This window comes from Enterobacter wuhouensis, assembly GCF_004331265.1.
In the GTDB taxonomy this organism is placed as follows: Bacteria; Pseudomonadota; Gammaproteobacteria; order Enterobacterales; family Enterobacteriaceae; genus Enterobacter; species Enterobacter wuhouensis.
In genome coordinates, this window is sequence record NZ_SJOO01000008.1 from 145,730 (window position 1) to 158,383 (window position 12,654).

At 57.7% G+C, this 12,654-nt stretch carries 10 protein-coding genes; all 10 read left to right on the plus strand.

All coding sequences use genetic code 11. The features are described from left to right. The 10 genes from E0L20_RS17435 to galF all read left to right on the plus strand — a co-directional run bounded on the left by E0L20_RS17435 (nt 1) and on the right by galF (nt 12,619). Nucleotides 1-480, plus strand: coding sequence for a GDP-mannose mannosyl hydrolase (locus E0L20_RS17435; protein ID WP_131635097.1), 480 nt, complete (start codon nt 1-3; stop codon nt 478-480). Further along, nucleotides 477-1,700 carry a colanic acid biosynthesis fucosyltransferase WcaI gene (gene wcaI, locus E0L20_RS17440; RefSeq protein ID WP_131635054.1) on the plus strand — a complete coding sequence of 408 codons (1,224 nt, stop codon included), beginning with the start codon at nt 477-479 and terminating at the stop codon, nt 1,698-1,700. The genes E0L20_RS17435 and wcaI overlap by 4 nt, the downstream gene beginning before the upstream one ends. Before the next feature lie 3 nt (nt 1,701-1,703). Continuing rightward, complete coding sequence (cpsB, locus tag E0L20_RS17445; RefSeq protein ID WP_131635055.1) at nt 1,704-3,140, plus strand: mannose-1-phosphate guanyltransferase; 1,437 nt, start codon at nt 1,704-1,706, stop codon at nt 3,138-3,140. Nucleotides 3,141-3,250: 110 nt separating this feature from the next. Beyond that, entirely contained in the window at nt 3,251-4,621 is a 1,371-nt protein-coding gene (cpsG, locus tag E0L20_RS17450) for a colanic acid biosynthesis phosphomannomutase CpsG (protein WP_131635056.1), read from the plus strand. 131 nt (nt 4,622-4,752) lie between these two features. Next, a complete protein-coding gene (gene wcaJ, locus E0L20_RS17455; protein ID WP_131635057.1) occupies nt 4,753-6,147 on the plus strand; it encodes an undecaprenyl-phosphate glucose phosphotransferase in 1,395 nt (464 codons plus the stop codon). A 1-nt stretch (nt 6,148) separates the two neighbouring features. Then, nucleotides 6,149-7,627 carry a colanic acid undecaprenyl disphosphate flippase WzxC gene (gene wzxC / locus E0L20_RS17460; RefSeq protein ID WP_131635058.1) on the plus strand — a complete coding sequence of 493 codons (1,479 nt, stop codon included), beginning with the start codon at nt 6,149-6,151 and terminating at the stop codon, nt 7,625-7,627. Between the two features lie 17 nt (nt 7,628-7,644). After that, on the plus strand, nt 7,645-8,925 hold the full coding sequence (gene wcaK / locus E0L20_RS17465) for a colanic acid biosynthesis pyruvyl transferase WcaK (protein WP_131635059.1): 1,281 nt from the start codon (nt 7,645-7,647) through the stop codon (nt 8,923-8,925). After that, nucleotides 8,922-10,142 carry a colanic acid biosynthesis glycosyltransferase WcaL gene (gene wcaL / locus E0L20_RS17470; protein WP_131635060.1) on the plus strand — a complete coding sequence of 407 codons (1,221 nt, stop codon included), beginning with the start codon at nt 8,922-8,924 and terminating at the stop codon, nt 10,140-10,142. Before wcaK ends, wcaL begins: the two co-directional genes overlap by 4 nt. A 12-nt stretch (nt 10,143-10,154) precedes the next feature. Beyond that, nucleotides 10,155-11,546 (plus strand): colanic acid biosynthesis protein WcaM, encoded by a 1,392-nt coding sequence (gene wcaM / locus E0L20_RS17475; RefSeq protein WP_131635061.1) that lies wholly within the window; start codon nt 10,155-10,157, stop codon nt 11,544-11,546. 176 nt (nt 11,547-11,722) lie between these two features. Beyond that, complete coding sequence (gene galF / locus E0L20_RS17480) at nt 11,723-12,619, plus strand: GalU regulator GalF (RefSeq protein ID WP_010431970.1); 897 nt, start codon at nt 11,723-11,725, stop codon at nt 12,617-12,619. Nucleotides 12,620-12,654 lie beyond the last annotated feature (35 nt).

Genomic DNA, 12,654 nt, shown 5'->3' on the forward strand with positions numbered 1-12,654 from the left:
ATGTTTTTAAGTCAGGAAGATTTTGCCACGGTGGTGCGTTCCACTCCGCTGATCTCAATCGATCTGATCGTGGAGAACGAACGCGGCGAGTTCTTGCTGGGGAAACGAACCAACCGTCCTGCACAGGGCTTTTGGTTCGTGCCCGGCGGGCGCGTGCAGAAGGATGAGACGCTGGCAAACGCCTTTGAGCGTCTCACTCTGGCGGAGCTGGGCCTGCAGCTGCCGATGGCGGCAGGCCAGTTTTACGGGGTCTGGCAGCACTTCTATGACGATAACTTTTCAGGCAACGGATTCTCCACGCACTACATCGTGCTGGGGTTCCGCCTGAAGGTGAGTGAGGCAGATCTGCATCTGCCTGATTCTCAGCATGACGACTACCGCTGGCTAACGCCGGAGGCGCTGCTGGCGAGCGACAACGTTCACGATAACAGTCGGGCGTATTTCCTCGCAGAACGTCAGGCCGAGGTGCCGGGCCTATGAAAATTTTGGTGTACGGAATTAACTACTCGCCCGAGCTAACCGGTATCGGAAAGTACACCGGCGAGATGGTCGAGTGGATGGCGAGCCAGGGACATGACGTGCGGGTCATTACCGCGCCGCCGTACTACCCGGAGTGGAAGGTGGGCGAGCGCTACTCAAGCTGGCGCTATCGCCGCGAAGAGGGTGCAGCGACCGTGTGGCGCTGCCCGCTGTACGTGCCGAAGCAGCCTTCAACGCTGAAACGTTTAATTCATCTGGGCAGCTTTGCCCTGAGCAGCTTTTTCCCGCTGATGGCGCAGCGTCGCTGGAAGCCGGATCGCATCATCGGCGTGGTGCCGACGCTGTTCTGCACGCCGGGCATGCGCCTGTTGGGCAAACTTTCCGGCGCGCGTACCCTGCTGCACGTTCAGGATTATGAAGTGGACGCCATGCTCGGCCTGGGAATGGCAGGCAAGGGCAAGGGCGGCAAGGTGGCGAAGCTCGCCAGCGCCTTTGAGCGCAGCGGGCTGCACAACGTGGATTACGTCTCGACGATTTCGCGCTCGATGATGAACAAGGCGCGGGAGAAGGGCGTCCCGGCGGAGAAAGTTATTTTCTTCCCGAACTGGTCCGAAGTGGCGCGTTTCCGCGATGTCACGGAACAAGACGCTCGCGAACTCCGCGCGCAGCTCGGTTTGCCTGATGACCAAAAAATCATTCTCTATTCGGGCAACATCGGCGAAAAGCAGGGGCTGGAGAGCGTGATTGAAGCCGCGCTTCAGCTCAGCAAACATTCATGGATGTTTGTCATTGTCGGACAGGGCGGCGGTAAAGCGCGGCTGGAAAAAATGGTCGGCGAACGCGGCCTGACCAACGTGAAGTTCTTCCCGCTGCAGTCTTACGAGGCGCTGCCAGCCCTCCTGAAGATGGGCGATTGCCATCTGGTCGTGCAAAAGCGCGGCGCGGCGGACGCGGTGCTACCGTCCAAGCTGACCAATATTCTGGCTGTGGGCGGGAACGCGGTGATCACGGCAGAAGCCGAAACCGAATTAGGCCAGCTGTGCGACAGCTATCCCGGCATTGCCGTGTGCGTGGAGCCGGAATCGGTGTCTGCGCTGGTGGCCGGAATTGAGCAGGCGCTCGCCATGCCAAAAGAGAACACGGTGGCACGTGAATATGCCGAACGCACCCTCGAAAAAGAGAGCGTGCTGAGCCAATTTATTGCAGATATACGGGGATAAATCATGAGTCATACCACGTTGTATCCGGTCGTGATGGCAGGTGGCTCTGGTAGCCGGTTATGGCCGCTGTCCCGCGTGCTCTATCCAAAACAGTTCCTCTGCCTGAAAGGGGAGCTCACCATGCTGCAGACGACGGTCAACCGTCTGCAGGGCGTGGAGTGTGAAAGCCCGGTGGTGATTTGTAACGAACAGCACCGCTTTATCGTTGCCGAGCAGCTTCGCCAGCTGAACAAACTCACGGAAAATATCATTCTGGAGCCTGCCGGACGCAACACCGCGCCCGCTATCGCCCTCGCGGCGCTGGCGGCTAAGCGCAGCAGCCCGGACTGCGACCCGCTGATGCTGGTGCTGGCGGCAGACCACGTGATTCAGCAGGAAGAGGCGTTCCGCGACGCGGTACGCGCGGCGATCCCCTATGCTGACAGCGGCAAGCTGGTCACCTTCGGCATCGTGCCGGATCTGCCGGAAACCGGCTACGGCTACATCCGTCGCGGCAGCGTGACGCCGGGTCAGGGCGACAGCGTGGCGTTTGACGTGGCGCAGTTTGTTGAAAAACCGAATCTGGAAACCGCGCAGGCCTATGTGGGCAGCGGCGAGTACTACTGGAACAGCGGCATGTTCCTGTTCCGCGCCGGACGCTATCTGGAAGAGCTGGAAAAATATCGCCCGGATATTCTCCGCGCCTGCGAAAAAGCGATGGCGGTGGTGGACCCGGACCTCGATTTTATCCGCGTTGACGAACAGTCCTTCCTCGCCTGCCCGGAAGAATCCATTGACTATGCGGTCATGGAGCGCACGGCGGACGCCGTCGTGGTGCCGATGGACGCGGGCTGGAGCGACGTGGGCTCATGGTCATCCCTGTGGGAGATCAGCGCCCATACCCCGGAGGGTAACGTCCATCACGGCGATGTGATTAGCCACAAAACGGAAAACAGCTACGTCTACGCCGAGTCTGGCCTTGTCACCACGGTAGGGGTGAAGGATCTGGTGGTCGTACAGACCAAAGACGCGGTGCTGATTGCCGACCGTAACGCCGTGCAGGACGTTAAAAAAGTGGTGGAGCAGATCAAGGCCGATGGCCGTCACGAGCACCATATCCACCGCGAAGTGTACCGCCCGTGGGGCAAATATGACTCCATCGATGCCGGAGATCGCTATCAGGTCAAACGCATCACCGTGAAGCCCGGAGAAGGTCTGTCGGTACAGATGCACCATCACCGCGCCGAGCACTGGGTGGTGGTTGCGGGAACCGCAAAAGTCACCATCGACGGTGAAATCAAACTGCTGGGCGAAAACGAATCCATCTACATTCCGCTGGGGGCCACGCACTGTCTGGAAAACCCGGGGAAAATTCCGCTCGACCTGATTGAAGTGCGCTCCGGTTCGTATCTTGAGGAGGACGATATCGTTCGCTTCCACGACCGATACGGCCGGGTGTAGCACCTCTGCATCTTGCCCGGTGGCGCTGCGCTTACCGGGCCTACGAATGACAAAAATGAATTTGGCCATTAAGTGGTCAGGGCCAACTGTTGCCTGAAAAAGGGGTCATCATGGAAAAGTTAACCTGTTTTAAAGCCTACGATATTCGCGGCAAGCTGGGCGAAGAGCTGAATGAAGACATTGCGTGGCGCATTGGCCGCGCGTACGGCGAATATTTAAAGCCGCAAACCATCGTGCTGGGCGGCGACGTGCGCCTGACCAGCGAGTCCCTGAAGCTGGCCCTGGCGAAAGGGCTGCAGGACGCGGGCGTGGACGTGCTGGACATCGGCCTTTCCGGCACGGAAGAGATCTACTTTGCTACCTTCCACCTGGGCGTGGACGGCGGTATCGAAGTGACCGCCAGCCACAACCCGATGGACTACAACGGCATGAAGCTGGTTCGCAAGGGCGCGCGTCCGATCAGCGGCGATACCGGCCTGCGCGACGTGCAGCGTCTGGCGGAAGCCAACGACTTCCCGCCGGTGAACGAGGCGAAACGCGGCAGCTATAAGCAGATTAACCTGCAGAAAGAGTACATCGACCACCTGCTGGGCTACATCAACGTGGCGAACCTCAAGCCGCTCAAGCTGGTGATTAACTCCGGTAACGGCGCGGCGGGTCCGGTGGTGGACGCGCTGGAGGCCCGCTTCAAGGCGCTGAACGTGCCGGTGACCTTCATCAAAGTACACAACACGCCGGACGGCAACTTCCCGAACGGTATTCCGAATCCGCTGCTGCCGGAGTGTCGCGACGACACCCGCAACGCGGTGATCGAGCACGGTGCCGATATGGGCATCGCCTTTGACGGCGATTTCGACCGCTGCTTCCTGTTCGACGAGAAGGGCCAGTTCATCGAAGGCTACTACATCGTCGGCCTGCTGGCGGAAGCCTTCCTCGAGAAAAACCCTGGCGCGAAGATCATTCACGACCCGCGCCTCTCCTGGAACACCGTGGACGTAGTGAGCGCGGCGGGCGGTGAGCCGGTGATGTCCAAAACCGGTCACGCCTTCATCAAAGAGCGCATGCGCGAGGAAGACGCCATCTACGGCGGCGAGATGAGCGCACACCACTACTTCCGCGACTTTGCCTACTGCGACAGCGGGATGATCCCGTGGCTGCTGGTGGCCGAGCTGCTGTGCCTGAAAGGGCAGACCCTGGGCGAGCTGGTGCGCGACCGCATGGCGGCGTTCCCGGCAAGCGGCGAAATCAACAGCAAGCTGGCGCAGCCTGCCGAGGCGATTGCCCGCGTGGAGCACCACTTCGCTATCCACGCCCTGGAGATCGACCGGACCGACGGCATCAGCATGTCGTTCCCGCAGTGGCGCTTTAACCTGCGGTCTTCAAACACCGAGCCGGTGGTGCGCCTGAACGTGGAGTCCCGCGCGGATACGGCGCTGATGGAAGCGCGAACGAAGGACATTCTGGCGCTGTTGAATCAGTAATACCAAAACCTAAAACCTTACCCCTCACCCTAACCCTCTCCCCCAAGGGGAGAGGGAACTTGAACACCCTCTCCCCTTGGGGGAGAGGGCCGGGGTGAGGGGTGAGGTGTTGGTTGAATAAAGGAACAACGATGACGAATCTAAAAAAGCGCGAACGAGCGAGAACAAATGCATCGTTAATCTCTATGGTGCAGCGTTTTTCTGATATCACCATCATGGTTGGCGGACTATGGGTCGTATGCCGAATCAGCGGGCAGCCGTTCCTCTACATGCATCTGCTGATGGCGTTAATCGCGCTGGTGGTGTTTCAGATGATCGGGGGAATGACCGACTTCTACCGCTCGTGGCGTGGGGTAAAAATCACCACCGAGCTGATGCTGCTGCTGCAGAACTGGACCCTGAGCCTGATTTTCAGCGCCGGGCTGGTGGCGTTCAGCCACGATTTTGACAACCGCCTGGTGACCTATCTCTGCTGGTATCTGTTGACCAGCGTGGGCATGGTGGTGTGCCGCTCGCTGATCCGCTTCGGCGCGGGCTGGCTGCGCAACCGCGGCTATAACCGCCGCTTCGTTGCCGTTGCCGGTGATTTACCGGTAGGGCAGGTTCTGCTCGACAGCTTCCGCAAAGAGCCGTGGCTGGGTTTTGAGGTGGTTGGGGTTTATCACGACGCGAAGCCGGGCGGCGTCTCTGCGGATTGGGCGGGCAGCTACGAGCAGCTTATCGACGACGCGAAAGCGGGCAAAATTCACAACGTCTACATTGCGATGCAGATGAAGGATGAATCCCGCATCAAAACGCTGATGCGCGAGCTTGCCGATACCACCTGCTCGGTGATCCTTATCCCGGACGTGTTTACCTTCAATATCCTTCACTCCCGCATTGAAGAAGTGAACGGCGTGCCGGTGGTGCCTTTGTACGATACGCCGCTGTCGGGCATCAACCGCGTGCTCAAGCGCGTGGAAGATATCGTGCTCTCCTCCCTGATTTTGCTGCTGATCTCCCCGGTGCTGTGCTGCATTGCGCTGGCGGTGAAAATCACGTCGCCAGGTCCGGTTATCTTCCGCCAGACCCGCTACGGCATGGACGGCAAGCCGATCATGGTGTGGAAATTCCGCTCCATGAAGGTGATGGAGAACGACAGGGTGGTGACTCAGGCGACGCAGAACGATCCGCGCGTGACCCGCGTGGGGAACTTCCTGCGCCGCACCTCGCTGGACGAGCTGCCGCAGTTCATCAACGTCTTTACCGGCGGCATGTCGATTGTCGGCCCGCGCCCTCATGCGGTGGCGCACAACGAGCAGTACCGCTCGCTGATTGAAGGCTACATGCTGCGCCACAAGGTGAAGCCAGGCATTACCGGCTGGGCGCAGATCAACGGCTGGCGCGGGGAAACCGACACGCTGGAAAAAATGGAAAAACGCATCGAGTTCGACCTTGAGTACATCCGCGAATGGAGCCTCTGGTTCGATATCAAGATTGTTTTTCTGACCATCTTCAAAGGTTTCGTAAACAAAGCGGCGTACTAAGATGAGCTTACGTGAAAAAACCATCAGCGGCGCCAAGTGGTCGGCCATGGCCACCATCGTCATCATCGGCCTTGGGCTGGTGCAGATGACGGTGCTGGCGCGCATTATCGATAATCACCAGTTCGGCCTGCTGACCGTCTCGCTGGTGATTATCGCCCTGGCCGATACGCTGTCTGACTTCGGTATTGCGAACTCGATTATCCAGCGCAAGGAGATTAGCCACCTGGAGCTGACCACGCTCTACTGGCTGAACGTCGGGCTTGGGATCGTCGTGTTCGTGCTGGTCTTCCTGCTCAGTGACGCTATCGCCCGCGTGCTGCATAACCCCGATCTGGCTCCGCTGATGCGCACGCTGTCGTTTGCCTTTGTGCTGATCCCGCACGGGCAGCAGTTCCGCGCGCTGATGCAAAAAGAGTTAGAGTTCAACAAGATCGGCATGATCGAAACCAGCGCCGTGCTGGCGGGCTTTACCTTTACCGTGGTGAGCGCCCATTTCTGGCCGCTGGCAATGACCGCCATCCTCGGTTATCTGGTGAACTCTGCCGTGCGTACGCTGCTTTTCGGCTACTTTGGCCGCAGGATCTACCGTCCGGGGCTGCACTTCTCGCTGGCGTCCGTGTCGTCTAACCTGCGCTTTGGCGCGTGGCTGACCGCCGACAGCATCATCAACTACGTTAACACCAACCTCTCAACGCTGGTGCTGGCGCGCATTTTAGGCGCGAGCGTGGCGGGGGGGTATAACCTGGCCTACAACGTCGCGGTGGTGCCGCCGATGAAGCTGAACCCGATTATCACCCGCGTGCTGTTCCCGGCGTTCGCCAAGATTCAGGACGACAACGAGAAGCTGCGCGTGAACTTCTACAAGCTGCTTTCCGTGGTGGGGATTATCAACTTCCCGGTGCTGCTGGGGCTGATGGTGGTGTCCAGCAACTTCGTGCCGCTGGTGTTTGGTGAGAAGTGGAGCGGCATCATCCCGATCCTGCAGCTGCTGTGCGTGGTCGGCCTGCTGCGCTCGGTGGGGAACCCGATTGGCTCCCTGCTGATGGCGAAAGCGCGCGTGGATATCAGCTTTAAGTTTAACGTGTTCAAAACCTTCCTGTTTATTCCGGCAATCATCGTCGGCGGGCACATGGCGGGCGCGATTGGCGTCACGCTGGGTTTCCTGCTGGTGCAAATCATCAACACCGTTCTGAGCTACTTCGTGATGATCAAGCCGGTGCTGGGCTCCAGCTACCGTCAGTACATCCTCAGCCTGTGGCTGCCGTTTTATCTCTCTTTGCCAACGCTTGCCGTGAGCTACGGCCTGGGCGTGGTGCTCAACGGCCACCTGCCGCTGGCCGCGCTGCTGGCGGTGCAGGTGGCCGCGGGCGCTTTGGCGTTCGGCATGATGATTGTGCTGTCGCGCAACGCGCTGGTGGTCGAGATGAAGCGCCAGTTTTGCCGTAACGAAAAAATGAAAACGCTGCTTCGCGCAGGCTAATTCTTTAAGAGGCCATTATGAAATTACTTATCCTTGGCAACCATACCTGCGGCAACCGTGGCGACAGCGCCATTCTGCGTGGTTTATTGGATGCAATTAACGCTCTTGAGCCTGAGACAGAAGTGGACGTGATGAGCCGTTACCCGGTTAGCTCGTCCTGGCTACTGAACCGCCCGGTCATGGGCGACCCGCTCTACAGCCAGATGAAACAGCATAACAACGCCGCGGGCGTGATGGGACGCGTGAAGAAAGTCCTGCGCCGTCGCTATCAGCACCAGGTGCTGCTTTCCCGCGTGACCGATACCGGCAAGCTGCGCAACATCGCCATTGCCCAGGGCTTTACCGATTTTGTGCGTCTGCTGTCGGGCTATGACGCCATCATTCAGGTCGGCGGCTCGTTCTTCGTCGATCTCTACGGCGTGCCGCAGTTCGAGCATGCGCTCTGCACCTTTATGGCGAAAAAGCCGCTGTTTATGATCGGCCACAGCGTGGGGCCGTTCCAGGACCCGCAGTTTAACCAGCTGGCGAACTACGTGTTTGGCCACTGTGATGCGCTGATCCTGCGCGAATCCGTCAGCCTGGACCTGATGAAGCGCAGCGAGATCGATACCTCAAAAGTTGAGCACGGCGTCGACACCGCCTGGCTGGTGGATCATCAGGACGACAGCTTCCAGCCGAGCTACGCGGTGCAGCACTGGCTGGACGTGGCGGCGAAACAGAAAACCGTCGCCATCACCCTGCGCGAACTCGCCCCGTTTGATAAACGTCTGGGCACCACCCAGGCGGCCTATGAGAAAGCCTTTGCCGACGTGGTGAACCGCGTGCTGGACAGCGGCTACCAGGTGCTGGCGCTCTCAACCTGCACCGGGATAGACAGCTACAACAAAGACGACCGCATGGTGGCGCTGAACCTGCGTAACCTCGTGAACGACCCGTCGCGTTACCACGTGGTGATGGACGAGCTGAACGATCTCGAAATGGGCAAACTGCTCTCCGCCTGTGACCTGACCGTGGGCACGCGCCTGCACTCGGCGATTATTTCGATGAACTTCGGCACGCCGGCCATCGCGATTAACTACGAGCACAAGTCTGCGGGCATCATGCAGCAGCTCGGCATGCCGGAAATGGCCGTTGATATTCGTCACCTGCTGGACGGATCGCTCGGGGCGATGGTCGGCGATACGCTGGGACAATTACCTGCTATTAACGAACGTCTGGCCGTGGCGGTGAAAGCCGAGCGCGAAAAAGGGATCGGGATGGTGAAATCCGTACTCGACCGCGTTGGGGAGGGGAAATGAAGGTTGGTTTCTTCTTGCTGAAATTTCCGCTGTCGTCAGAAACCTTTGTGCTAAACCAAATCACCGCGTTTATCGATATGGGGTATGACGTGGAGATTATCGCTCTGCAAAAGGGCGACACGCAGAATACCCACGCGGCGTATACGCAATACGAGCTGGAGGCGAAAACCCGCTGGCTGCAGGATGAACCCGGCGGTCGACTAAATAAGCTTCGCTACCGCGCAGGCCAGACCCTGCGCGGTATCCATCGTGCGTCGACCTGGCGCGCGCTGAACGTTTCGCGCTACGGCGCAGAATCCCGCAACCTGATCCTGTCAGCCATCTGCGGCCAAACGGCGCAGCCGTACCGTGCCGACGTCTTTATCGCCCACTTTGGCCCGGCGGGCGTAACCGCCGCGAAGCTGCGCGAGCTGGGGGTGATTGACGGCAAAATTGCGACAATCTTCCACGGCATTGATATCTCCAGCCACGAGGTGCTCAACCACTATACCCCCGAGTATCAGCAGCTCTTCCGACGCGGTGACATGATGCTGCCCATCAGCGATCTGTGGGCGGGGCGCCTGAAAAATATGGGCTGCCCGGGGGAGAAAATCACGGTTTCGCGGATGGGCGTAGATTTGGCGCGCTTTACCCAGCGTCCGGTGAAGGTGCCGGGTAAATCGCTGGAGATCATTTCCGTTGCGCGTCTGACCGAGAAAAAAGGGCTGCACGTGGCCATTGAGGCCTGCCGCCAGCTGAAGGCGCGCGGGGTGGATTTCCACTATCGCATTTTGGGGATTGGGCCCTGGGAGCGCCGCCTGCGCACGCTGATTGAACAGTATCAGTTGGAAGGGCACGTGGAGATGCCCGGCTTCAAGCCCAGCCATGAAGTGAAGGCAATGCTTGATGAGGCGGACGTTTTCCTGCTGCCGTCCGTAACGGGGGCCGACGGCGATATGGAAGGCATTCCGGTGGCGCTGATGGAGGCGATGGCTGTCGGTATTCCGGTGGTCTCGACGGTACACAGCGGGATACCTGAACTGATCCAGTCCGATTATTCAGGCTGGCTGGTGCCGGAGAATAATGCGCTGGCCCTTGCCGATCGGCTGGCCGCCTTCAGCGATATCGATCGTCAGGCGCTGGAGCCTGTGCTGCATAATGCCCGACAAAAAGTCGAGGCGGATTTTAACCAGCAGGTGATTAATCGCCAGTTAGCGAGCCTGCTGCAAACGCTGTAACGCCGAGGTTGTATGCTTAAACAGATTACCCGACGCCGCTTTGTCTCTTCTTTATCCGTCCTGGCGGCTACGCCGCTGGTCTCCTCCCGGGCCGTGCGCGCGGCAGTTGGGAAGACGGTTTCCATCGATCGGTACAACAAAAACGACTGGATCGCCGCGTTCAAACAAGCCTTTCGCGACGGCGATACCGTCGTTGTGCCCGCCGGGTTAGTCTGCGACAACATCAACACCGGCATTTTTATTCCCGATGGCAAAACGCTGCTGATCCGCGGCGGGCTTAAGGGGAACGGGCGCGGGCGCTTTGTACTCCAGGAGGGCAGTAAAGTCATCGGTGAGGGGGCAGGGCGTACCCACAATATTACCCTGGACGTGCGCGGTTCTGACTGCGTGATAAAAGGGCTGGCGATGAGCGGCTTTGGCCCGGTAACGCAAATTTACATCGGCGGTAAAAAGCCCAGAGTTATGCGCAACCTGGTGATTGATAATATCAATGTGAGCCAGGCCAACTACGCCATTCTGCGCCAGGGATTCCATAATCAGATCGACGGCGCGCGCATTACCAACAGTAAATTCAGCCACCTGCAGGGGGATGCGATTGAGTGGAACGTGGCGATCAACGATCGCAATATCCTGATCTCCGACCACACGATCGATAACATCAACTGCACCAACGGTAAGATCAACTGGGGTATCGGCATTGGCCTTGCGGGCAGCACGTACGACAATGAGTATCCTGAAACGCAAACAGTGAAGAATTTCGTGGTGGCTAATATCACCGGCAGCAACTGTCGACAGTTAGTCCACGTCGAAAACGGCAAACACTTTATTATTCGTAATGTAAAAGCTAAGAATATTACACCCGATTTCAGCAAGAAGGCGGGAATAGATAACGCCACTGTTGCTATTTATGGCTGTGATAATTTCGTTATTGATAATATCGACATGGTCAATAGTGCCGGAATGTTGATTGGCTACGGCGTAATAAAGGGCGACTATCTGTCGATCCCGCAAAACTTCAAGCTCAACGATATACGCCTGGATAATCGCCAGCTTGCGTACAAATTGCGCGGAATACAAATTTCCTCCGGTAATGCCACCTCGTTCGTCGCCATCACCAATGTGGAGATGCAGCGCGCTACGCTTGAGCTGCACAACAAACCTCAGCACCTCTTTTTACGTAATATCAACGTGATGCAGGAAGCTGAGGTAGGGCCGGCGCTGACAATGAACTTCGATTTACGCAAAGATGTTCGAGGGAAGTTTATGGCGAAGGATGAGACGCTGCTGTCGCTGGCAAACATCAAAGCGGTGAATGAAAAGGGACAAAGCTCGGTGGATATCGACCGGGTCGATCAGCATGTGGTGAATACGGAACGGCTGAATTTTGCGCTCCCGCACAGATAATCGACGGATTGTTATTTTGCGATTATTCCTGGAGCAAAAAAGCGATCAATTCAGATTACAACTACTGTAATTTGTGATGCTAACGGGTAACATCGGTCCAGAATTACAGCAAAACGTACTGGCGAAAACAGGTTAAAGAGCTATAATTCGTCAACCATTTTAAGGTGGAAGAAATAATGATTAATTTGAAAGCAGTCATTCCGGTAGCAGGTCTGGGCATGCACATGCTGCCAGCCACAAAAGCCATTCCAAAAGAGATGCTGCCGATCGTCGACAAGCCTATGATTCAATACATCGTCGATGAGATTGTTGCTGCAGGGATCAAAGAAATCGTCCTGGTTACGCACTCTTCCAAAAATGCGGTAGAGAACCACTTCGACACCTCTTACGAACTCGAAGCGTTGCTTGAGCAGCGCGTGAAGCGTCAGCTGCTGGCAGAAGTTCAGTCGATCTGTCCTCCTGGCGTAACCATCATGAACGTGCGTCAGGCGCAGCCGCTGGGTTTGGGCCACTCGATTCTGTGCGCGCGTCCGGTCGTGGGTGATAATCCATTTATCGTTGTTCTTCCAGATATCATCATCGATACCGCGTCTGCGGATCCGCTGCGCTATAACCTCGCCGCGATGGTGGCTCGCTTCAATGAAACGGGCCGCAGCCAGGTGCTGGCGAAACGCATGGATGGCGATCTGTCCGAGTACTCTGTTATCCAGACTAAAGAAGCGCTGGAGACAGAAGGGCAGGTGAGCCGCATCGTTGAGTTTATCGAGAAACCGGATCAGCCGCAGACGCTGGATTCTGACCTGATGGCGGTGGGCCGCTATGTTCTAAACGCCGATATCTGGGCCGAGCTGGAAAAAACCGAGCCAGGCGCCTGGGACCGTATCCAGTTAACCGATGCGATTGCCGAACTGGCGAAGAAACAGTCCGTTGATGCGATGCTGATGACCGGCGACAGCTACGACTGCGGCAAGAAAATGGGGTATATGCAGGCCTTTGTGAACTACGGGCTGCGTAACCTGAAGGAAGGCGCGAAGTTCAGAAGCCGGATTGAGAAACTGCTGGCTAACGACTGATACGCATTTTATTGCACGGGTCGAATGTCGATGAA